23 protein-coding genes are annotated in these 22,345 nt (G+C 66.2%); 11 read left to right on the forward strand and 12 right to left on the reverse strand.

Translation table 11 applies throughout. The annotated features are described in order from the left end of the window. The first annotated feature begins 6 nt into the window (after positions 1–6). From BXA00_RS10235 to BXA00_RS10265, 7 genes are all read left to right on the forward strand, one after another. Positions 7–660 (forward strand): alpha/beta hydrolase, encoded by a 654-nt coding sequence (locus tag BXA00_RS10235; RefSeq protein ID WP_076518395.1) that lies wholly within the window; start codon positions 7–9, stop codon positions 658–660. Between the two features lie 152 nt (positions 661–812). Then, positions 813–2,075 carry a D-alanyl-D-alanine carboxypeptidase family protein gene (locus BXA00_RS10240; protein WP_156902783.1) on the forward strand — a complete coding sequence of 421 codons (1,263 nt, stop codon included), beginning with the start codon at positions 813–815 and terminating at the stop codon, positions 2,073–2,075. 132 nt (positions 2,076–2,207) lie between these two features. Then, positions 2,208–3,074: a D-amino acid aminotransferase gene (locus BXA00_RS10245; protein ID WP_076518396.1), complete on the forward strand. Its 867-nt coding sequence runs from the start codon at positions 2,208–2,210 to the stop codon at positions 3,072–3,074. A gap of 111 nt (positions 3,075–3,185) precedes the next feature. After that, positions 3,186–3,458, forward strand: a complete 273-nt coding sequence (locus BXA00_RS10250) for a YbeD family protein (RefSeq protein ID WP_076518397.1) — start codon at positions 3,186–3,188, stop codon at positions 3,456–3,458. 12 nt (positions 3,459–3,470) lie between these two features. Next, positions 3,471–4,109 (forward strand): lipoyl(octanoyl) transferase LipB, encoded by a 639-nt coding sequence (lipB, locus tag BXA00_RS10255; RefSeq protein ID WP_076518398.1) that lies wholly within the window; start codon positions 3,471–3,473, stop codon positions 4,107–4,109. Further along, on the forward strand, positions 4,106–4,828 hold the full coding sequence (locus tag BXA00_RS10260; protein ID WP_076518399.1) for a tetratricopeptide repeat protein: 723 nt from the start codon (positions 4,106–4,108) through the stop codon (positions 4,826–4,828). Before lipB ends, BXA00_RS10260 begins: the two co-directional genes overlap by 4 nt. Before the next feature lie 133 nt (positions 4,829–4,961). After that, entirely contained in the window at positions 4,962–5,489 is a 528-nt protein-coding gene (locus BXA00_RS10265; protein WP_076518400.1) for a GNAT family N-acetyltransferase, read from the forward strand. An 80-nt stretch (positions 5,490–5,569) separates the two neighbouring features. Here the strand turns inward: BXA00_RS10265 and BXA00_RS10270 are convergent, their stop codons facing one another. Continuing rightward, on the reverse strand, positions 5,570–6,382 hold the full coding sequence (locus BXA00_RS10270; protein ID WP_076518401.1) for a substrate-binding domain-containing protein: 813 nt from the start codon (positions 6,380–6,382) through the stop codon (positions 5,570–5,572). Positions 6,383–6,544: 162 nt separating this feature from the next. Here BXA00_RS10270 and lipA point away from each other — a divergent pair, with 162 nt between their 5' ends. The 4 genes from lipA to BXA00_RS10290 all read left to right on the forward strand — a co-directional run bounded on the left by lipA (position 6,545) and on the right by BXA00_RS10290 (position 10,864). Beyond that, a complete protein-coding gene (gene lipA / locus BXA00_RS10275) occupies positions 6,545–7,549 on the forward strand; it encodes a lipoyl synthase (protein WP_076518402.1) in 1,005 nt (334 codons plus the stop codon). 146 nt (positions 7,550–7,695) lie between these two features. Then, a complete protein-coding gene (locus BXA00_RS10280; RefSeq protein ID WP_076518403.1) occupies positions 7,696–8,700 on the forward strand; it encodes a glycosyltransferase in 1,005 nt (334 codons plus the stop codon). Next, positions 8,697–9,035 (forward strand): EamA family transporter, encoded by a 339-nt coding sequence (locus BXA00_RS10285; protein WP_076518404.1) that lies wholly within the window; start codon positions 8,697–8,699, stop codon positions 9,033–9,035. Before BXA00_RS10280 ends, BXA00_RS10285 begins: the two co-directional genes overlap by 4 nt. 8 nt (positions 9,036–9,043) lie before the next feature. Next, complete coding sequence (locus BXA00_RS10290; RefSeq protein ID WP_076518405.1) at positions 9,044–10,864, forward strand: DUF2142 domain-containing protein; 1,821 nt, start codon at positions 9,044–9,046, stop codon at positions 10,862–10,864. 2 nt (positions 10,865–10,866) lie between these two features. On the opposite strand, the gene BXA00_RS10295 is transcribed toward BXA00_RS10290, so the two are convergent. From BXA00_RS10295 to BXA00_RS10345, 11 genes are all read right to left on the reverse strand, one after another. Beyond that, positions 10,867–11,586, reverse strand: a complete 720-nt coding sequence (locus BXA00_RS10295) for an NTP transferase domain-containing protein (protein ID WP_076518406.1) — start codon at positions 11,584–11,586, stop codon at positions 10,867–10,869. Continuing rightward, entirely contained in the window at positions 11,583–12,182 is a 600-nt protein-coding gene (locus BXA00_RS10300) for a gamma-glutamyl-gamma-aminobutyrate hydrolase family protein (protein ID WP_076518407.1), read from the reverse strand. The genes BXA00_RS10295 and BXA00_RS10300 overlap by 4 nt, the downstream gene beginning before the upstream one ends. After that, the gene (locus BXA00_RS10305; RefSeq protein WP_076518408.1) at positions 12,172–14,577 is read right to left on the reverse strand and encodes a PEP/pyruvate-binding domain-containing protein; all 2,406 of its coding nucleotides are present in this window, start codon (positions 14,575–14,577) and stop codon (positions 12,172–12,174) included. The genes BXA00_RS10300 and BXA00_RS10305 overlap by 11 nt, the downstream gene beginning before the upstream one ends. Continuing rightward, positions 14,570–15,307: a formyltransferase family protein gene (locus BXA00_RS10310; RefSeq protein ID WP_076518409.1), complete on the reverse strand. Its 738-nt coding sequence runs from the start codon at positions 15,305–15,307 to the stop codon at positions 14,570–14,572. Before BXA00_RS10310 ends, BXA00_RS10305 begins: the two co-directional genes overlap by 8 nt. Continuing rightward, positions 15,304–15,876 carry a hypothetical protein gene (locus BXA00_RS29075; protein WP_076518410.1) on the reverse strand — a complete coding sequence of 191 codons (573 nt, stop codon included), beginning with the start codon at positions 15,874–15,876 and terminating at the stop codon, positions 15,304–15,306. Before BXA00_RS29075 ends, BXA00_RS10310 begins: the two co-directional genes overlap by 4 nt. Beyond that, complete coding sequence (locus tag BXA00_RS10320) at positions 15,869–16,390, reverse strand: adenylyl-sulfate kinase (RefSeq protein ID WP_076518411.1); 522 nt, start codon at positions 16,388–16,390, stop codon at positions 15,869–15,871. Before BXA00_RS10320 ends, BXA00_RS29075 begins: the two co-directional genes overlap by 8 nt. 1 nt (position 16,391) lies before the next feature. Continuing rightward, on the reverse strand, positions 16,392–17,864 hold the full coding sequence (locus BXA00_RS10325) for a CDP-glycerol glycerophosphotransferase family protein (protein WP_083714235.1): 1,473 nt from the start codon (positions 17,862–17,864) through the stop codon (positions 16,392–16,394). A gap of 65 nt (positions 17,865–17,929) precedes the next feature. Beyond that, positions 17,930–18,889, reverse strand: coding sequence for a glycosyltransferase (locus BXA00_RS10330; RefSeq protein ID WP_083714236.1), 960 nt, complete (start codon positions 18,887–18,889; stop codon positions 17,930–17,932). A gap of 11 nt (positions 18,890–18,900) precedes the next feature. Next, positions 18,901–20,001, reverse strand: a complete 1,101-nt coding sequence (locus tag BXA00_RS10335) for a DegT/DnrJ/EryC1/StrS aminotransferase family protein (RefSeq protein ID WP_156902785.1) — start codon at positions 19,999–20,001, stop codon at positions 18,901–18,903. Continuing rightward, positions 19,998–20,438, reverse strand: a complete 441-nt coding sequence (locus BXA00_RS10340; RefSeq protein ID WP_076518414.1) for an FdtA/QdtA family cupin domain-containing protein — start codon at positions 20,436–20,438, stop codon at positions 19,998–20,000. The genes BXA00_RS10335 and BXA00_RS10340 overlap by 4 nt, the downstream gene beginning before the upstream one ends. Positions 20,439–20,505: 67 nt before the next feature. Next, on the reverse strand, positions 20,506–22,332 hold the full coding sequence (locus BXA00_RS10345) for a DUF563 domain-containing protein (protein WP_083714237.1): 1,827 nt from the start codon (positions 22,330–22,332) through the stop codon (positions 20,506–20,508). Between the last annotated feature and the right edge of the window lie 13 nt (positions 22,333–22,345).

Consider the following 22,345-nt stretch of genomic DNA (forward strand, 5'->3'; position numbering starts at 1 on the left):
CACGCCATGTCCGCACGCACTGAAACCCACGCTTTCGTCGGCGCCGCCGGCCGTATCGACTGCGCCATCGACTGGCCCGCCGGATCGCCGCGCGGATGGGCGCTGGTGCTGCATCCGCATCCGTTGCAGGGCGGCGCGCGCGAGAACAAGGTGGTCACGACGCTGTCGCGCGCGTGCGTGCAGCACGGGCTGGTGGCGGTGCGGCCCAACTTCCGTGGCGTGGGCCAGTCCGAAGGCGAGTTCGACAAATCCGTGGGCGAAACCCAGGACATGCTGGCCGTCGTGGCGCAGATGCGCGAACGCCATCCCGAACTGGCGCAGGCGCCTTGGGTGCTCGCGGGCTTTTCGTTCGGCACGGCCGTCGCGGCGCAGACTTACGCCGCGCTGGCCGAGCAGGGCGAGCCCGTCCTGCCGTCGGCCCTGATGCTGATGGGCCCCGCCGTCAACCGCTTTCAGTCGCACGAAGTGCAGGTCCCCGACGACACGCTCATGGTGCACGGCGAAGAGGACGAGGTGGTGCCGCTGTCCGAGGCCATGGACTGGGCGCGTCCGCGCTCGATCCCTGTCGTGGTGGTGCCGGGCGCCTCGCACTTCTTTCACGGAAAGCTGCTCGTGCTGCGCCAATTGGTGCAGGCTCGCCTGAAGGTCGCGCTGGACTGAACGGTCCGCGCGGCACGCCGCAGGTTGCATCAGGTTGCATGTTTTAGGCGCGCGGGGAACCCCGCGTGGCCGGGATGGGTCTGATCGACTGCCTATAATTGTCAGCCACTTGCCCCGCGCCGGCGGGCGTCATTCCTGGACCCACGTTGCCGATGAAGAAATTGCCTCACTCCGCTCAATCCCCCGTTGTCTTTACCCGCCGCCTCGTTTCAGGCGCCGTGTTGTCGGCGATGCTGGCGGCCTCCATGCCGGCTTGGGCGCAGCAGGCGCCCGCCGCTCCCGCCGCCGCGCCGGCTGCGACGGCCCCGGCCCCCACGCCTGCGGGCGCGATCCCTGTCGGCGACGTGTCGGCCGTCCCGGCGCCCACGATCGCGGCCAAGGCCTGGATCGTCGTCGATGTGAACAGCGGCCAGACGCTGGCCGCTTCCAATCCCGACATGAAGGTCGAGCCGGCTTCGCTCACCAAGATCATGACGGCCTACGTGGTCTTCAACGCGCTGGAAGAAAAGCGCCTGACGCTGGAACAGACGGTCCCGGTGTCCGAACACGCCTGGCGCACCGGCGGTTCGCGCATGTTCATCGAGCCGCGCAAGCCGGTCACCGTGGACGAACTGAACCAGGGCATGATCGTGCAGTCCGGCAACGATGCGTCCGTGGCGCTGGCCGAGGCCGTGGGCGGCAGCGAGTCCGCCTTCGCTGCCCTGATGAACCAGGAGGCCGAGCGCCTGGGCATGAAGAACACGCACTTCATGAACGCCACCGGCCTGCCCGACCCGCAGCACACGACGTCCGTGCGCGACCTCGCCACGATGTCCGCTCACCTGATCACCGATCACCCGGACTACTTCCACTACTACAAGCAGAAAAGCTACACGTACAACAAGATCACGCAGCCCAACCGCAACCGCCTGCTGTGGGCCGATCCCTCGGTCGACGGCATGAAGACCGGCCACACCGAATCGGCCGGCTACTGCCTGGTGTCGACGGCCGTGCGCGGCGACCGCCGCATCCTCGTGGTCGTGGTGGGCACCGACAGCGAAGCCACGCGCGCCGAAGAAAGCCTGAAGCTCCTGAACTGGAGCTTCCAGAACTTCGACACGGTCAAGCTGTTCGACAAGAGCCAACCCGGCATCGACGCCCGCGTCTGGGAAGGCACCGCCGAAAACGTCAAGCTCGGCCCGCCCAACCCCGTCTCCATCGCCGTGCCGCGCGGCAAGGCCGGCGAACTCAAGCCGGTCGCGCAGCGCACCGATCCGCTGATTGCGCCGCTGGCCAAGGGCCAGCAGGTCGGCACGCTGCAATTCACGCTGGACGGCAAGGTGCTGCGCACCGAACCGCTGGTGGTGCAGGACGCCGTCGAGCGCGCCGGCTTCTTCGGCCGCATGGTCGACACCGTCAAGCGCTGGTTCCAGTAAATCTGGCACCGCGGCCCCGGCCGCGGGTGTAAGCTAGCAGCGGGCGTTTCGTGCGCGAAACGCCCGTTTTGCATTCTTCGGGGGCGGGCCGGGCGGCTCGTCCCTGTTCCATTTCAAATTCAGGAGTGCCTCATGATTCCGGGCGTGCCGGGCGAAAGCCAGGTGTATCTCAACGGTGAATTCCTGCGCGTGGACGAGGCCAAGGTCTCCGTCCTGGACCGCGGCTTCATTTTCGGCGACGGCATCTACGAAGTCGTCCCCGTGTACCAAGGCAATGCATTCCGCATGGCCGAACACCTCGACCGTCTCGACCGCAGCCTGGCCGCCTTGCGCATCGCGCAGCCGTTCGACCGCAGCGGGTGGATCGACCTGATCCAGCAATTGCTGGACCGTTCTAACCTGGAAACCTGCATCGTGTACCTGCAGGTGACCCGCGGCGTGGCCAAGCGCGACCACCAGTTCCCGTCGCCCGCCGTGCCCCCGACGGTGTTCGGCATGATCTCGGCCTGGTCGCCGCCGGCGGCCGCGCAGCGCGCCCAGGGCCTGTCCGCGATCAGCATCCCCGACGAGCGCTGGCTGCATTGCGAAATCAAGTCCGTGTCGCTGCTGGGCAATGTGCTGGCCAAGCAGCAGGCGGTGGACGCCCACGTTGACGAAGTCCTGCAGTTCCGCGACGGCTACCTGACCGAAGGTTCCTCCACCAATATCTGGGTCGTCTCGGGCGGCAAGCTGCTGGCCCCGCCCAAGAACAACCTGATCCTCGAGGGCATCCGCTACGGGCTGATGGGCGAACTGGCCGCCGAGACCGGCATCCCGTTCGAAGCACGCCGCATCTCGCAGCAAGAGGTGGAGCAGGCCGACGAACTGATGCTGTCGTCCGCCACCAAGGAAGTGCTGGCCATCGTCTCGCTGGACGGCAAACCCGTGGGAACCGGCAAGCCCGGCCCTGTTTTTGAGCAATTGCGTGCGGGTTATGATGCCCGCATCGCCGCGCTGTAGTCCCGGCGCGGGGCGGCCCCGGGGCCGCCCGCCCGGCGCGCGCCGGCCCTTGCCGGCGCGCCGCTTGCCCCCATATAAGAACATTCAGGGGCAACTCTTTTTAGGCACATCATGCACATTCCGCCCGAAGATTCTTTGATCGAATATCCCAGCGACTTTCCCATCAAGGTCATGGGCAAGCATCATCCCGAATTCGCGCAGACGCTGACCGAGGTCGTGCTGCAGTTCGATCCGGGATTCGACGCCGCGACCGTGGAAATGCGCCCCAGCAAGGGGGGCAACTACCTGGGACTGACCTTCACCGTGCGCGCGACCTCCCGCGAGCAGCTCGACGCCCTGTATCGGGCGCTGCATGGCCACCCCATGGTGTCCATCGTCCTGTAAGGCAAGATCGCCGTGATCAAGTGGCTCGCGCGGCCGGTGGACTACCTGCCGGTCTGGCAGGACATGCAGGCCTACACCAGCCAGCGCGACGCCGACACGCCGGATGAGATCTGGCTGTGCGAGCACACGCCGGTCTATACGCTGGGCCAGGCCGGCCTGCCCCAGCATGTGCTCAACCCCGGCAACATCCCCATCGTCCATTGCGACCGAGGCGGCCAGGTGACCTACCACGGCCCAGGCCAGGTCATGGCCTATGCGCTGTTCGACCTGCGCCGCGCCGACATGTACGTCAAGGAATACGTCGCCTTGCTGGAATCCGCCGTCATCGACACGCTGGCTCGGTTCGGCGTGAGCGGCGCCTGTCGCAAGCCGGGCGCGCCCGGCGTCTACGTGCCCGACCCCGCCGGCGGCGAACTCGCCAAGATCGCGGCCCTGGGCATCAAGATCCGCAATGGCAGGGCTTATCACGGCGTGTCGCTGAACGTCGAGATGGATCTTGCGCCATTCCTCGGCATCAACCCCTGCGGCTACGAAGGGCTGCGCACCGTCGACATGGCGGCCTGTGGCGCGCGCTGCTCGCCCACCGAGGCGGGCGACGCGTTGGCCCAGAACCTGGCGCGGGCATGGCGTCGTCGAAGGAACCCGAATTGAAGACCTACACCGCGGCCGAGGTCGCCGCCACCACGCCCGAACAGCTCGCGCGCCTGCGCGAATCCGGCCCGCCCGAGGAATACGCCGCGTGGATCCGCACCGCGGCCGAATTGGGCCTGACCGAGGCCCAGACGATCTACGGGCAGATGCTGCTGGACGGCGTGGGCGTCGAACGCGAGCCCGCGGAGGGACTGGCGTGGTTCAAGCGCGCCGCCCATGCCGATCACCCCATGGCCATCAACATGGTGGGACGCTGCTACGAAAACGGATGGGGTGTGCCGGCCGACGACACCGTCGCGGCGTACTGGTTTCGCCGGGCCGCCGATGCGGGGCTCGACTGGGGCCTGTACAACTATGCCCACATGCTGCGCAGCGGGCGCGGCGGCGTCACGCAGAACCCCGCCGCGGCGCTGGCCCTGTACCAGCAGGCCGCGCAGGCGGGCCACGTGAAGTCCATCGGCGTGGTCGGCCGCTACTACGAGGCGGGCGACGTGATCCCGCAGGACATGGCGCGCGCGTTCGATTGCTACCAGCGCTGCGCCGAAGGCGGCGACTTCCGGGGCATGTTCCACCTGGGCCGCCTGCTGCTCCTGCAAGGCAAAAAGGAAGAAGCCGTCCAATGGCTCGTCCGCGTGCCCGAAACCGCCACGCCGGCCTTCCTGAAGGAAGCCAACGGCATGCTGCAGGACTGCGGCTTTCCGGCGCTGTATGAGATCTGAGATGTAGGCGTGAGTCGACAGGTGCCCGGCGCCACCAGACCTGTCGCGCAGGTCCGGGCGGATATTTGCACCTGCTTGTTCACGCGAGTATCAATTAATAGTTGTTGCCGTAAATTTTGATGGGAATGAGTGTATGAAGGGTCCTGTCCGTGGGAAATCCATATCGTTTCGCTATGCGACGCCAGATGATGCCGCTTTCGTATTCGGCCTCAGAACGGATTCGAGTCGAAATAAGTTTGTTTCCACGGTAACGGGAGAGGTCGAGGATCAGCGTCGCTGGCTGGAAAGCTACAAGCTTCGGGAGCAGCGAGATGAAGAGCACTATTTTATTGTCGAACAAAATGGAGAGCAGGTCGGGACAGTGCGCATCTATGATTTGCGACCGACTTCGTTTTGTTGGGGAAGCTGGATGATGAAGCCGGGGGTTTCGGGCACAACGGCTTTGGAGTCCGCAATTCTTTTATACGAGTTTGCTTTTTTCGAATTGGGTTTTTCTCATTCGCACTTTGATGTGAGGATAGAGAATGAGCGAGTCGTTGCGTTTCATAAACGATTCGGGGCAAAAATTGTTCGCACCACGGCGTTGGATCATTTTTTCGAATATTCAAGATCGGATTACGAAAAGATTCGACCCAAGTACGCGAAGTTCTTGGTCACGTAGTGAACTGCACTGACCTGATTTGAGCGTACGAATGCCCCGGTGTGGCTCAAGTACCGGTGTGGCTCAAGTACCGGTGTGGCTCAAGTACTTAAGCGAATCTCGAACACCACTTCCAGCATGTCGCGTTGGCCGGGCCCACGTTCGCCGTCCAGCCGGTCCAGCAGCAACTGACCCGCACGCCGGCCCAGGTCGGCGGCGTCCACGCCCAGCGTCGTCAGCCCCTGCACCCATTGCACGGCGCTGCCGTCGTCCGTGAATCCCAGCACCGCCAGGTCCTGCGGCACATGCAGGTCGCGGTTGTGCGCCTCCGACACGGCGGCGGCGGCCAGCAGGTCGGACGTGCAGAACACGGCATCGAAGATCGTATTGGTGGCCAGCAGGCGCAAAAAGGCCATGCGGCCGTCGTCCATGTGCTGGACCTCGGGCTGCACGATGTCCGCGACCAGCTCCAGCCCCAGCGCGGCGGCGCCGTGGATGAAGCCCTCGCGCCGGGCGCGTTCCCACGGATTGTCGGCGCTGACGCAGGCGACCCGCGGGTGGCGCTTGTCGGCCAGGTGCCGGGCGGCCAGGCGGCCGGCCTCGGCGTTGTCGATCGCCACGGCGCTGTCCAGCGTCTGCGGGGACGCGCTCCAGGTCTCGACGACCGGAATCTCCATCGCGGTGAGCGCGGCGCGCAGCGCGGCGTCCTCCAGCGGCCCGATGACCAGGGCCGCAGCGGGGCGCAAGGCCTCCAGCAGGGGCAGCGTACCGGCGTCCTGCCAGGGCGCGGCCGCCAGGAAATAGCCGGCGGGAGCGAGCCGTTCGCCGCAGGCCTGGAGGGCGCGGGCGGCCGGGCCGGCATCCAGACGGGGGGCAATCACGGCGACGGGGGCGGGCGAGGGCAGGGCGGGCATGGAAAAGTCGGGAAATACGCCAGGCCAGACGATAACCCAGGCCCGCGGGCTGCCGGGGGGGCAATCGGGCGGACGATCGGGCGGCGGATCGGGCCGCGAAGGGTAAAATGCCCTTTTTCTCCCAGACCCGGCCGTCCTGCGGGCCGGTCATGAAGGTGTCCCATGTCTACGCTCGCCGAGTCTCCTGTGCCCTCGAACGAATCCGCCGCCGCGCCCGCGGACGCGGTCTACGATCCGACGCAAAAGCAGAAATCGCAGGCCAAGACGGCGCGCATCCCCATCAAGATCATTCCGGCCGAACGCCTGAAGAAGCCCGAATGGATCCGCGTGAAGGCCGCCGCGCCCGGTTCGCGCTTCTACGACATCAAGCGCATCCTGCGCGAGCACAACCTGCACACGGTCTGTGAAGAGGCGTCCTGCCCGAACATCGGCGAATGCTTCGGCAAGGGCACGGCCACCTTCATGATCATGGGCGACAAGTGCACCCGCCGCTGCCCGTTCTGTGACGTGGGCCACGGCCGGCCCGACCCCCTGGACACCAAAGAACCCGAGAACCTGGCGCGCACCATCGCCGCCATGAAGCTGTCGTACGTGGTGATCACCTCGGTCGACCGTGACGACCTGCGCGATGGCGGCGCCGGCCACTTCGTGGATTGCATCACCCATATCCGCGAGCTGTCGCCCACCACCCGCATCGAGGTGCTGGTGCCCGACTTCCGCGGCCGGCTGGACCGCGCGCTGACCATCCTGAACGCCGGCCCGCCCGACGTCATGAACCACAACCTGGAAACCGTGCCGCGCCTGTACAAGCAGGCGCGCCCGGGTTCGGACTACATGCACTCGTTGAAGCTGCTGGCCGAGTTCAAGAAGCTGCATCCGGAAGTGCCCACCAAGTCCGGCCTCATGCTGGGCCTGGGCGAGACCGACGAAGAAATCCTGCAGGTGATGCGCGACATGCGCGAGCACAACGTCGACATGATCACCATCGGCCAGTACCTGCAGCCGTCGGAGCATCATTTGCCGGTGCTGCGCTACGTGCACCCGGACACGTTCGCGATGTTCGAACGCGAGGCGTATGCCATGGGGTTCTCGCATGCGGCGGTGGGCGCGATGGTGCGGTCTTCGTACCATGCGGATGAACAGGCGCATGCGGCTGGGGTGAATTGATCCCACGCAGGACAGCCTGGCTGGCAGGGGTTTCGCACCCTTGCCCATGAACGCGCCGGAACCCGAGTTCCGGCGTGTCGTTTGGCGCGCGTGCGGACGCCGCCGCGCAACATGAACCTACCAACGAGGCGCGACCCAGAGTGGATATGCAAAGTCCGGTTCCCCAGATAGCCGTTGTCATACCGAGCTACAAGGTGTGCGCGCACATTCTGGGCGTCATCGACAGCATCGGGCCCGAAGTCGGACGCATCTATGTGGTCGACGACTGCTGCCCGGAAGGCTCCGGCGACTTCGTGGCGCAGCATTGCACCGACCCGCGCGTCAAGGTGGTCCGCAACGAGGTCAACCGGGGCGTGGGCGGGGCCGTGATGCGGGGTTATCGCGCGGCCCTGGAGGAAGGCGTGGAGGTCATCGTCAAGATCGACGGCGACGGCCAGATGGATCCCGCGCTGATCTCCGAGTTCGTCCTGCCCATCCAGGCCGGCGAGGCCGATTACACCAAGGGCAACCGGTTCTTTGACCTGGAGAAGATCCGCGACATGCCCAGGATCCGCTCCTTCGGCAACGCCGCGCTCTCCTTCATGACCAAGGTGTCTTCGGGCTATTGGGATGTGTTCGATCCCACCAATGGCTACACCGCCATTCACCGGGACGTGGCCAAGCACCTGCCCTTCGACAAGATCAGCAACCGTTATTTTTTCGAGACGGACATGCTGTTCCGCCTGAACATCCTGCGCGCCGTGGTGGTCGACATCCCCATGGACGCCAAGTACGGCGACGAAGTCAGCAACCTGAAGATCTCGAAGATCATCGGCGAGTTCGCCGCCAAGCACGTGCGCAATTTCTGGAAGCGCGTGTTCTACAACTACTACCTGCGCGACATGTCGCTGGCCTCGCTGGAACTGCCGCTGGGCGTGGCCATGCTGGCCTGGGGCCTGGGCTATGGCCTGGTGCAGTGGAGCTCGTCGGCGCATGCCGGCGTGGCTACCCCGGCCGGCACGGTCATGCTGGCGGCCCTGCCCATCATCCTGGGCGTGCAGTTCATTCTTGCGTTCATCGGGTACGACATTGCGTCCGTGCCCAAGCGGCCTTTTCACCGGCGCGTGAGGAGCCTGATGAAGAAAAACAGAAAACCGGTGGATGTCCAATGACTTACCTCGTCGCCATCATCTGCGTGATCGGCATTGCCGTCGGGCAGATTCTTTTCAAGCTCAGCGCGCAGTCGCTGCACAGGACAGGCAGCTTCTTCGACCTGGGCACGCTCACCTTGCTGTTCTCCGCTTTCGCGCTGTATGGCCTGACCACGATCGCGTGGGTCTGGGTCTTGCAGAAGGCGGAACTGGGCCGGGTGTACCCGCTGATGGCGATGGCGTTCGTGCTGGTGCCCATCGGTAGCTACTATTTCCTGGGCGAACGCTTCAATCCGCAATATTTCGTCGGCGTCGCGTTGATCGCCGCGGGCATCGTGATCGCGGTCCGCTCCTGATCATGGGAATGGACCGAACCGATGTGACCCTGATCCAGGATCTGCACGCAGGGCGCTGCAGCCGGCGGTGGCTGGTCGCCCTGTTCGTGCTGGTGTGCATCACGATGGCCAAGCTCATCCCGTCGATGCAGTCGCCGGACGAGTTCGATCACGTCAAGCGGGCCTACCTGCTGGGCAAGGGCGTCTTCACGCTGCAGAGCTTCGAAGAGCAGGGATCGGGCGGCCTGGTCGACACTGGCCTGATGACGTATTTCAAGGCCTACGGTGTGCTCCCCTACCGGCCGCACCGCAAGCTGTCGCTGGAAGAGAACTATGCCGCCGAGGCCGCCCGCTGGACCGGGCAGCGCGAATTCAGCGCCGCGCCGGGAACCGGCTATTACCTGCCAGTCATCTACGTGCCGCAGGCGCTGGGGCTGGCCATCGGCGAGGCCGCCGGCCTGACCATCGGCAATTCCTACGACCTTGCCGTGCTGCTCACCATCCTGAGCTGCGCGGCGCTGCTGTGGGCCGCGTTCGCCATCTATCCAGCGAACCCCGCGGTCCTGGCGCTGCTCATCCTGCCGATGAGCCTTTTCCAGTTTGCCTCGGCCACCATCGACGGCCTGTCGATGGCGCTGACGGTGCTGGCGGTGTCTCTGTTCCTGCGCATCGCCCACGATCGCCGCGCCGCGGCCGCGTGGCTGACGCCGGTCCTGGCGCTGGTGCTGGTCGTCCTGATCGGCAGCCGCATCCATATGCTGCCGGCCCTGCTGTTGCTCGGCATGGCCTGCTTCCAGGTGCGCCGCAGGTCCGCCTACGTCCTGTTCGCACTGTCGATCGTCATCATCGCGGCCTGGCTGCTCCACGCCATCGGCAGCACCGTCGACAAGCGCGTGCTGGTGGGGGCGAGCACGTCCGAGGTCGCCCTGTACTACCTGAAGCATCCCTTTGCCTTCCTGCGCGTGCTGCACGCGACGCTGGACCGGCCGGATCTCATGGGCTTCTACATGTCGTCCTTCGTCGGGGTGCTCGGCTGGCTGGACGCGAGCTTCAGGCCGGAGGTGTACCGGCTGGCGTTGGCGGCGCTGGTCGTCATCGGCGTGCTGTCGCTGTCGCTGCGGCGGCTGCGGACGGAATGGCCGCCGCGCGCCATGCTGCTGTTCTGCGCCGTGGCCTCCGTGCTCATGACCTTTTTTGCGCTGCTGGTGACGTGGAACAAGCATCCGGCTGACGTGATCCTGGGCGTGCAGGGGCGGTATTTCACGCTGCCGATGATCCTGCTGGCCTACGCCATCGCGGCGGGCAAGGGCGCCTTTGAAGGCGTGGCGAGGAAGGGCGCGGCCGTCGTGCTGGCCGCCCTGGCGTACCTGTCCGTCACGGCGACGGTCTCGCTGATGCTGGGCCGCTACTATCAGTCCTTCGCGCCCATCGAGTCGGCGTCGGTGTCCGTCAGCCCCACGCCGCCGCTTTCGCCGGACAATCCGATCACGGTCGCCATGAGCCCGCGCTACCTTGCGCACCAGCGCGAGATCACCCGCCTGGGCATCAACTTCGGCACCCACATGCGCACCAACAGCGGCGCCGCGGAACTCCAGTTGTCCACGCCCGACGGCGCGACCGTCCGGGTGCCCATCGACCTGCCGGCGCTCAAGGACAATGAATACGCATTGCTCGACGTGCCCAAGGGCAGCTATGTGGCCGGCAAGATCGTCTCGGTGACGGGCGGCGGCGTTAGCGCCTGGCAGGCCACGCCCACCACGGGCGGCGCGTCGTCGACCTGCATGGTGTATCTGTACGCCGACGGGACGTCGCAGTTCACGGAAGGCTGCCCGGTTCCCAATTTGCGGTAAGGTCAGGCGGATTCGTAGACCGACAGGTCGTCTTGCGAATCCACTTCGCCCCAGGTTCCGGTGTAGGCGACGGCGTGAACGGGCAGGGCGCCCGTCGCGATCAATCGCTGCAGCGCGCCCGTCATGTGCATGCGGTCGCGCTCCTCGGCGGGCAGCGTGGCCCGCATGGCCTGCATCGCACGCCATCCTTGCGGGGTGAAGCGCAGCAGCCCCATGTACTGGCCCTGCACCTCGTCCACGGTGCGCGGCTTTTGGCCGATCTCCAGCAAGGTGCCGTCCGGCGCCATCCGGAAGGTTTCCGCGTCCACGAGCGGGTCGCCGAAGCGGGCGCGCCAGATCGCCAGCCAGTTCGGATCGTAGGTCAGCGCCAGGGCGTGCCCGCAGGCGGCCAGCGCGCGCACCGCGGCGGCGTCGTAGAAAATGTCCGAATAGCTGACGATGCAGGGACCTTGCTCCAACCACTGCGCCGCGCACGCCAGCGACGACACCATGTTGGTGCGGCTCCAGTCGGGGTTGTGGAATTCATGCAGGCCCCGGTCCGCCAGCGATTCGCGGCGGTAGCCGGTGACGATGGCGATCTCGTCGATGCCTGCCTGCCGTAGCGCGTCGAGCTGCCGGTCCAGCAGCGTCCGGCCTTTGACCGTCACCAGGCATTTGGGCTGGGCGTCGGTCATGCCGCCCATGCGGCTCCCGCGGCCTGCGGCGAGGATGATGGCTTTCATTCGAACAATCTCCGCAATCTGAGCGCGTCTGCAGGGTCCATGGACGCTTCCCTTTCCGGGTGCCACATCCAGCCCTCCCATTTCAATGCTTCATGTGCGATCGCTTCCAGCGCGCCATCGGGCGAATGCGCCAGCGCGCGGAACGCGTCGGGACAGGCGGCCGGCGCCCAGCCGTGGAAGCTGTTCACCTCGCCGCTGCGTTCACCGGTCAGCAGATGGCGGGTGCGCACGTGGCCCTGAACGGGAACGAGGGCCACGCCGGCGCGCTGGCTCATGAGCTGCATGCCGCGGCAGACGCCCAGCACCGGCGCGCCGGTGCGCTGCGCCCAGTCCAGCAGCGCAAGTTCAGTCTCGTCCCGCAGCGCATGAACGCCGGGATCGTCTCCGCCAGTGAGGATCAACGCATTCAGGCCCCATAGCCGGCAATAAGCATCCACGCCGGCCGCGCCCAGGTTCGGCACCGGCAGCCAGGCGATGCCGGGCAGGGCCCTCGCCAGGAAAGCCGGCCATTGCTGGGACAGGGCGTCGCGCGGTTCGTGATAGCCGTCCGCCTGGACGATCCGCATGCTGACGCCGATGCGGCGGTCATTTTTCATGCAGGGTCCTCAGGCTCTTCTGGCCGCAGTCGAGTTCGGCCGTGCCGGCCGCCACGATGCGCGAGTACAGCTGGTCTCCGCAGCCTATGGCCGCCGGCAGGCCGAATTCGGCGCAGCGGATCGCCATGTGCGAGTTGGCCCCGCCAAAGCGGGTGATCAGCGCGGCCGGCCGCTGGGTGAAGATCCAATCGAATCCGGGATCGGCGTTTTCGATGCACACGATCTTGCCCTCGATGTCGGCCTGCGCGGACATGCGGGCAGTCAGCTCCACGATGGCGCCGGACACGCTGCCTGTCCCGACGAAGTTGGGCACGCTGCGGTTCAGGGTAGCGACATAGATGTCGTCCACGCTGGAAATGATGTGGGCGAGCTTGAACGCGTGCGCGGCTTCCATCTGGATGCGCGCGTTGGCGACCTGCGCCAGGTAGTGCCGATCCACATAGTCCATGGGAGGCTGGATCAGGCTGGCATGGATGGACGCCCAGTCCAGGTACGCCAGATCGTCGCGCGACAGGCCCATTTCCCCGCCCCACACGACCAGTTGCGACAGCGCATCCGACAGGGTGCGGGTGAAGGTGAACTTGACCCCTTCGCGCGCCGCGATCGCGGTGCGCGCATAGGCCAGCAGTTGGTCGGCGTCCACGACGTCCAACCCGCTTTCGCGCAGCAGGGCGTTGAGCGCCCCGCGCTCGTGTTCGGTTGGCTCGAAGGTGTGCTCCACCGGATCGGGCAGCACGGGGGCTTCGTTCTGGAACAGGTCGTCGCGTTCGTCATAGCGCAGCGACGTGATCTCGTAGGTGCCCGGACGGAGATGGCCGTAGCGGGCCAGAAACGCGTCGCGCGAAGACACGCCGCGGCACACCGCTGCGTACTCGCCCACGATGCTCGCCGTGACCGTGCGGATGGTGCGCTTGAAATCATTCAACCTGGCCTGGGTCAGGGCGCCCCGCCTGACCGCGGAGCGCAGCAGGTTCTCCGCGATGAATGCGTGCCGCGCGGCCACGGCGAACGGCCGCACCCCCAGGCGCCGGCACTGCGCGAGCAGGTGGCTGGCGCTGGCCAGCGCCTGCGTGCCGGAATCCGTCGGATGGGTCAATTGTTCCAGGCGTGCGGCGGCCTCGAGCGCGCGCGTCAACGTGGAATCGGGACCGGGCTCGATGGCGCGCCGCGTGAGTTTTCGCAGCGCCTCGCGGTATCCCTCGAATTCGGCGGCGTCCAGCAGGTCCGGATACCGCTGCGCAAAATCCTCTTCGAAGCAGAAATCCAGGCAGGTGGGCACCACATCGAATTCGACCTTGTCATGGAATTCGGGATGCGCTGCCAGGCGGCGCAGCCATGCGGTGACCAGCTTGCCGCCGACCGCATCGCTCACGCCCTCGGGCAGAAAGGAGTTGAAACTGAGCCGCACGTCGATGTATGGATGGCCGTTGATCAGCACCATCAGCTCGGCGTCCGCGAGCGGCCGGTAGCCCATCTCCGCCCTGGCTTCGTGCCACGTCGAGCGGGTGATCATCTCGCGATACAGCGAAGCGGCCAGGGGCTTGGGCGTCGTGCCGATCAATTCGGCGGGATTCCAGTCCGGCATGATCGCCAGCACGGTGCCCTCGCCCACCACGCCGGGACGCGCCAGCGAGCAGTGGCGGACGTAATCCTCGACGAAAGCCAGTTGCCGGGCCACGCGGCGCTCGGTCACGGGATGCCATTGCGCCGCCATCGCCATGCGCCGCACCTGGAAAAGATGCAGCTTGCCGGCCCGGTCCAGCCCGAATTCAATGTCCAGCGCGCTGCAGCCGAACAGCGCTTCAAGCTCCCGGGCCAGCGCGATGAAGCGGGCCACGCGGGGCGAACGCAGGTACTCGGGGGCGGCGTGCCGGTAGACAAACAGGCCTTTGTTGATGGCGCTGCCGCCGGTAACCGTGTCCGTGCGGCCGCTCTCGTCGTCGAAATCGATGCAGTAGTAGGGCGTGCCGTGAACCATGTCGTAGGTCATGATCACGCCATTGACCGCGATGTCGCGGATCATCGGCTGGACCAGCACCTGGTCTCGCGGGTTGTTGGTCATCGACCGCGCCACCCGGTCGACCGCGTCTGCGATGATGTCGCGCGAGCTCCCGTCCACGTCCAGCAGGCTGAGGAACGCGCCGGCCATGGAGGCGCGCGCGCCGTCCTCGATCAGGGCACTGCTGCGTACGACGAGCGGCACGCCGGAAAACTGCGCCATGATGCGCGTGAGCATCGCCTCCCGGTCGGTGCTCCACTGCCGCAGCGAGAAGTACAGAAAGTCCGGCACGCTCGCGTGCTGCAGCCTGGCCTGCAATGTCTGCAGCGTCTCCGCCTTGGTGCCGAAGTCGAAGATGCGACCGGCTGGGGCAGTTGAGAGGGGATGTTCAGGCATCGCCGTGTCCCGTGGAGGGTGACAAGGAAAGCAGCGCCAGGTGCTTGAGCACCGGATGCACCACGAAATAGGGGCTGGTGCCGGGCGCGGCGTCCTGGCGTTCGCCGTCCAGCACGCCCGTGGCGGCATAGTCCTTCAGTACGCGAGCGAGCAGATCCGCGCGAATGGCGGCATCGTAGACGCTGTCCACGTCGATGCCGGCCGGGGGCGGGGGATAGTGCCGGCGCGCCACGACCGGCCCGGTATCGATATGTTTGTCCAACAGCAGCGCGGACACCGCGGGCGGCTGCCTTTCGAGCAGCGCGTAGTAGACGGTTGTACTGCCGCGGTACTCGGGCAGCCAACCGGAATGCATGTGCAGGAACTTCGGCCCCAGCTTCAGGATGGGGTCGGCGACGATCTGTCCGCCATAGCCCGAATAGATCACGATTTCGGCGCCCGAGCGGCGGATGGCCTCGGCGGTCATGGGATCGTTGACGTCCCGGACGCCGGCCTCGGCGGTGCGCAGCCCGGCGCGCGCGCAGGTCTGCGCCAGGGTTTCGTTCAGGTCTGGCAACAACAGGCCAGGCACGGGCGGGGGCGCCGGGTGAGTCCGCGCGGGGGGCGCATTCTCCGGCGGCGCCAGCAGGATGACTTCGCCAGGCAGCAGGTCGAACGCCGCCAGGGTCTGGAGATAGGCTTGGGATCTCGCCGTCCGGGCCGCGAGCAGGACCACTTTATCTAGGATCATGTGCCGCTCGCTCCCAAGGTTGCGCCCAACGCGTCGACATGCGCGCGTTCTTGCCGGACGAGCGCGCGCAGGCGCCCCATCTGCGGTCCGTCCAGGACCGGCAGGTACGCGGACAGCGTATCCAGGCATTTGAGCAGGCCATTCAGGTATTGCAGCACGCCGGTGGCGGTGTAGGCCGCGTCCAGCGTCTCGGCAAGCACCAGATACAGGCCCAGTTCGCGGAAATCCTCGGGATCGGCGGGCCGCCAGTTTTCGTTGTACTCGCCATGCACGCGCTTGGTGACCTCGAAGCGCTGCAGAAGGCGGTTCAGGTCGGCGAGCGCCGCGCTTCGCTCATCGCCACCCGCCAGGCTGGCCTGGATGCGGCGCAACAGGCGCGCGGTGGGACTGGCCGGCGGTTCGGCGCGTGGCGCGGCATCCGGGGTGGGGGCGGCCAGGACCCGCTCGCGCGCTTCGCGCCAGGCGTCCAGGAAGGCCGTGCCGTGGTAGGCCGTGTACGAGTACGTATTGCGGGCGTCCAGCAGCGGGCCGGCGGCGTAGGGATAGATATCGGCGTGATCGCTATTCATGGAGGCCAGCCTGTTCCAGGACGCTGCGGGCCAGCGCGGAGATGTCTGGGCATTCGCCGGAAGACGGGATGATCATGTCCGCCGTATCGGGGCGCGGAAAGGGAATGTCCACGCCCACGACATTGCGCTGCGTCCCGGCGCGCGCCGCGCGATAAAGGCCCTTGGTGTCGCGTCTGGCCAGCGCGTCCATGTCGGCGTCCATGAACACCTCGAAATAGCGGCTGAAGCGCTGCCGGTTGGCTTTTCGCATCTCCGGAAAGATGGACAGGATGCAGCACACGACGTTGATGCCCTGGGCATCCAGCATCTTGCACAGGGCGGCGATGCGCTCGGCATTGATGCGGCGGCCTTCGACCGTGTAGGCGGATTCGGAACGGTCATGCGCGAACACCTCGCGCAGCTCGTCGCCATCGAGCAGCACGGTGTTGCTCGCGGTCAGCCGCCATTGGCGCGCCACTTCCCTGCCCAGGGTCGTCTTGCCCGAACCAGACAGTCCCACCAGCCAGATCACCATGTCAGAAGTTCTCCTTGCCGGGCGCCGGCTCGTCCGCATGGGGGACGAGCCTGTGCAGGTTGGTCAGCGCCTGCGCCGCGACTTGAGCCGAAAAGCCGAAATGCGGGGCGAAGTACAGGCTGCGCAGGCGGCGCCGCGCGGGCGCCTGCACCTGCCATGTGGTGTCGTCGTCCAGCAGCCGCGCGATGGCGTGCGCATCGGGCTCCACGCTGACCAGCTCCCGGCGTATCGCGATATCGGGTGAATCGTCGCCGGTGAGCGCATCGTCCGCGGCGCCCGGCACATTCAGCAGCACCATGCGCTTGTCGGTGTAGATGCCCGCCATGGGCGGGCCGCCATAGTCGAACAGCATGTAGTCCGCCACCTGGTAGAGAGGCAGATTGTCGGAGGCATCGGCGATGACCTGGGTGAACGGCAGCCGTTTCAGCGCGGCCGCCTTGTCGGGGTCGGCCAGCGGGGTGAGCGGATGCATTTTCACCAGGACGTTGTAGCGCGACGTGAGTGCGGCGATTTCCTCGTCGAAATGGCCCAGCGACGAAATCGCGCCCTGCGTGGGCAGCCACACGACGGTCTTTTTCGACGGGTCGCAGCCCAGCGCCTTGGCAAGGCGCTCCGGGTCCGCCGGCTCGTTGAAGTATCGGTCGAATCGCGGGTAGCCCATCTGCACGATGACGGCGTCGCTGGCGTGCGAGAAGTTCGCGGCGTGATAGGGACCGAAGCACAGGATCACGTCATACAGCGAGTTCCAGGCGGACAGGTTCCAGCCGGACTTGCCAGCGGCGTACATGAACCGGATATTGATCTGCGCCAGGCGCTGGATCAGGGGCTCGCCATGGTCGGACACGGGATGGTTGGAGACGAGATAGCGGTAGCTGCGCCCGGATGAGAGCACCGCCTCGGAGGTGACGACGTCGCACTTCCAGCGGGTGAAATCCGACACTGACGCGGCCGCGACCGAGCCATGCAGGACGACGGCGAAACTGTCCGGGGGGAGCTGGTCCCACACGCATCCGTAGTGGTTGATGAGCTCTTTGGAATGCACCAGGAACGCAATCTTCTCCACCACCTCGGTCTGCTTGCGCGGTGCGCCCGGCGCGCGCGGCGCGTGCGAGCGGAACAGCGCCGCGTTGCGCGCGAAGAGCGCCATGGTGTCGTGGTGGACACGCTCGGCCAGCGCGGCGGATTCGGATCCCAATCGGCGCGACAGGCCGTCGAGCTGCGCCGACAATGCGCCGCATTGGCTGGACAGATCAGCGACCTGGCCGGCAAGACCGGCTTGTCCCGACTGCAGCACGGCGATATCCCTTACGGCGGCCTCGGCGGGCGCGGACACCGTGTCGATGCGCGCTTCATACGCTTGCAGGCGTTCAGCAAGCCCATCCAGTTGCTGGTTCAGGGTATCGAACCTGGCATGGGCCTGGTTGACGCCGAGGATCTTGTTGCGGATGTTGCGAAGGAAGGACGTAAGTCGCATGACACAGGTATTGGCGGTAACGTCCGGGGACGATGGATTCAGGGTACGCGAGCCGGAGCAATTGCCTAGCCCTCGCGGCTGCCCGCGGCGTACAGGAAACGGAAATAATCGACTCCCGCTGCCGCGGCTGCGGCTGCGCCGCGCTCGGGGTGGTCCAGCAGCGAGATGGCGCGTTCCATCCCCGCCAGCTTCACCTCCTCGCGCTGGTGGGCGAGCAGCAGCACGCTCAGCTCAAAATCCGACAGCGGCTGTGCGGGATCGGCCACCGGGCTCAACAGCCCGGGAAACAGCGGCCGGATCACCTCGGGCCGCGCCAGGCGCAACGCCCGCTTCAGCACCACCGGGATCTCGGCGCGCGCCGCGAAGTCGCGCCGGACGGCGGACAGGTTGCCGACGTGGCGCCGGTACTTCACGACCCGGTGATCGAACAGCCCGATGCGAAAACCCTGGCCCGTGGCGCGCAGCCAGTAGTCGTAATCCTGCAGCTGGATCAGCCCCTCATGGAAGCCGCCGAGCGCGTCGGTGACGCGGCGGTGCATCGTGGCGGACGGCGCGCAGAAGTAGTTGTCGTCGAAGAACAGGCTCACGAACACGGAATCGTGCCGGCGCGGGTCGAAGAACACGGGGTAGCCCGCGTCGTCCAACGGCTGGCCGTCGTCGTCGATCAGGTCCGGGCGCGAGAACACGATGTCCCACTCGCCCGATGACAGGATCGACACCTGATGGGCAAGGCGGTCCGGCGTGCACAGGTCGTCGCCGCCCATCAGGGCAATGATCTCGCCCTGGGCCACGCGCAGCGCCGCATTGGAGGCGGCGCTGGGTCCCCGGTTTTGCTGGCGGATGAGCAGGACGCGTTCGCCGAACCGGCTGGCGACCAGATCGGCGGTGCCGTCCGTGGAGCCGTCGTCCACGACGATGGCTTGCACGTTGGGATAGCGTTGCGACAGCACGCTGTCGATCGCCTGCACGGCAAGCTCTCCCTGGTTGTAGACAGGGATGATCACCGAGACGAGAGGGGCTTGCATGGTGAAACGCGTCAGCGCATGAACTGCTTGATGTGCGCGATGACTTCGTCCACCTGGGACAAGGGCATCTGCGGCCAGATCGGCAGCGACAGGGTCTGCGCGGCGGCCTGGTTGGCCAGCGGCAGGCTGTCGGCGGCGATTTTCAGGTCTGCGTACGCGCCTTGCTGGTGCGGGGCGATCGGGTAGTGGATGAGGCACGTGACGCCCTGCGCGGCCAAGTGGGCGGCCAGCTCGTCGCGCTTGCTCGTGCGGATCACGTACAGGTGATAAACCGGCGTGGCGCCGTCGACCGATTGGGGCGTGTGCAGGTCGGCGATGCCTTGCAGGGCGGCGGTGTAGCGCTCGGCGATGGCGCGGCGGCGTTCATTGCCATGGTCCAGCGCGGGCAGCTTGACGCGCAGGATGGCGGCCTGCAGTTCGTCCAGGCGCGAGTTCACGCCCGCCACTTCGTGCACGTACTTCTTGTTCGAGCCGTAGTTGCGCAGGCGGCGCATGTCGGCGGCCAGTTGGTCGTCGTCGGTGACGATCGCGCCGCCGTCGCCCAGGGCGCCGAGGTTCTTGCTGGGATAGAAGCTGAAGCCGGCCGCGTGGCCGAGCGAGCCGGCGCGCTTGCCCTTGTAGTAGGCGCCGTGCGCCTGGGCCGCGTCTTCCAGCACGAAGAGGTCGAACTCGCGCGCGACGGCGTTGATGGCGTCCATGTCGGCCGGCGACCCGTACAGATGCACCGGCATGATGGCCTTGGTGCGCGGGGTCACGTGGTCGCGCAGACGCTTGGCGTCGATGCCGTAAGTGGCCAGGTCGATCTCGACGGGCACCGGCGTGGCGCCGGTCATGGAGACGGCCAGCCAGCTTGCGATGAACGTCTGCGACGGGACCAGGACTTCGTCGCCGGGACCGATGCCGCGCGCGCGCAGCGCCAGCGCCAGGGCGTCCAGGCCGTTGCCGACGCCGATGCAGTGCTTGACGCCGCAATAGGCGGCGAATTCTTCTTCAAACGCCTGCAGCTCGGGGCCCATGATGATGCTGCCGCTTGCCAGCACACGCGCGAAGGCGTCTTGCAGGCCGTTGCCCAGTTCGGCGTGGCCGGCGTTGATGTCAAAAAAGGAGATCATGATGGGTTCTTCTCGGCAACGGCTTTCAGGAAATCCGCATAGTTGCGGATGTAGTCGGATTCTTCGTAATGCATGGACGCCAGCACCAGGCAGACGGCGCCGGACGAAAAATTATTGAGCTCACGCCACACCAGCGACTTCATGAGCACGCCCTGGAACGGACGATTGCACGTAATCGTGCGCTTCTCGTAGCCGTTGTCCAGCAGCAGGTCGAAACTGCCGGAGATGCCGATGACGAGCTGCTGCAGGTTGTGGTGCGCATGGCCGGCGCGCATTTCCCCGCTGGGCACGTCGTACAGGTAGTAGACGCGCTGGATATCGAACGGAATGTGCTTGTTGCCTTCGATGAAGGTCAGGTTGCCGCGCGGATCGGTAATCTTCGTGAGATCGATGAGCTGGATGGCGTCATCGAGCGACTGCGAGGGTTTGGAGTTCATGTCGTTTCTCATTTTCTATAGCATCCGTTGCTGCGTTGCTGCGTTGCTGCGTTGCCATGGGATGGGTCTAAATCTGATCCAGTATTTTCTGGACGTCAATCGAATAATCGTCGTGCACGCTGTACTTGTCGTCGCGCACAAAGGCCCGCGGGCCCAGCACGCAGGACACCCGTGCCTGCGACACGCGGCCCAGCAGTTCCCACAGGTACAGCTGGTGGCTCGGATGATCCGACGCCAGCACGATGACCTGCGCGCCCGGCTCGGCCCACACCATGTTCGTGAGCTGGGCGCCCGTGGGCGCGACGATGACATCCGCTTCGCGGAAAATCGCGATCTGCGTCGGGATGTCCAGGTTCTCCGTGCGCATGATCTCGAATCCGCGCGCCGCCAGGGCAGCCTCCAGCTCCTGCTGGTTCGTGAGCTGCCGCAAACCGCCGCTGCGACCCACGTAGATCCTGCGCCGGCGCCCGCCCGGCTGGGCCGGAAAGTGCGCCTTGCAACGTTCGACCGCGGCACGGATGCGGGGCACGTCCAGGACCGACAACCGGTTCGCCTCGCCAGCTTCGTAGGAGTCGACCACCGACGAGACGTCCGATGGGTAAAAAAGCGTACCCACCCGATACATGGTTTCCGATTCCATGGGCAGGATCGGACGGCCCGGCGTATTGGCCAGTTCCAGCAACTGCAACATATTATTGTGCAATGCGCGCTCGACCAGATACGGCACGCTGGCAGGCAGTTGCGCTTCCTCGGCCAATATCATCCGGGGCAGCGTTTCCACGACGAAGTGGAAGTAGTTGTTGGAGTACTCGTGCATGAGGTCGATGCCGGCCTCGACCCAGTTCGCGGGCTTGAGCAGGAAATCCAGCATCACCTTGCCGTCCGCATCCAGATGCGCATGGCGGTATTTGACGGCGGCGTCCTTCACGTCGCGGAACGCGGCCATTTCATCGTGCCGGATGTGTCCGCGCGAGGCGAGGTACCGCGTGCCGCCCAGCGCCAGGGCGTTTTCCACCTTGGCGACATAGGGCAGTCCCGGGTAGGGCGCGAGCGGGGTGGTTACGCCCTGCACGCTGCGTTCGGCGGCCTGGAACACGCGCTGCCCGCCTTCGGGCGTGGCAACGAGCGCCTCGACGCTGGCCAGCGGCAGTTCCAGCGTGCTGGCGACGCTTTCCTGCGAGACCACGGGCGCGGCAAGCAGGCGCGCCAGGGCTTGCTCGTCCGCGAAATCGTAGGGGCCGCGCACGGCGGTGCGTTCCTCGCGGGCGCCGGCAAGCACATAATGCGTGAAGGGCGTACCCGGCCATTTGGCCACGTCCGGATTGCGCATCAGATACCACTTCGGGTCGAATCCCGGCCCCGGGCGATAGCCCGCGGCTTCGCCGATCTGCACGAAGTGGGTGAGCGGATCGCGCGGATAGTCCGCGACTTCCGGATAGGTCTTCAGATACCAGACCGTATCGAAATAGGGGTTGGGGTTGCAGCCCTGGCGAAAACCCGTCGTCATGTAATGGCGCAGCGCCCCGCCGTCCTGGACGCGGACGATCGGGTACTTGTGCACGTACCACGGCGCGCTGAAGTAGGCGCACGGGCTGCGCCCTTCCATGGCGCCCGCGCTGACGTAATGCAGCAGCGGATTCGTGCCCGCGGCCGCCACGTCCGGGTTGTGTTCCAGATACCAGGTGGTGTGGAACAGCGGATGCGGATTCAGGCCCTGGTCGGCGCCCTCGGACAGGTAATGGGCAATCGGGTTTTCCAAGCTGGCCAGGTCAGGCCGTTGCGTGCGGTACCAGTCGGCATCGAAGAAGTCCGCGAGCGCGGGCCCCTGCGCGGCCGGCCGGCGGGACAGGCGCGCGAGCGCCCGCTTCAATAGTCTGGGTAGTGCCTTGATCATCGGGTAGCGCCAG

Origin of the sequence: Achromobacter sp. MFA1 R4, assembly GCF_900156745.1 — a bacterium.
Classification (GTDB): domain Bacteria; phylum Pseudomonadota; class Gammaproteobacteria; order Burkholderiales; family Burkholderiaceae_B; genus Achromobacter.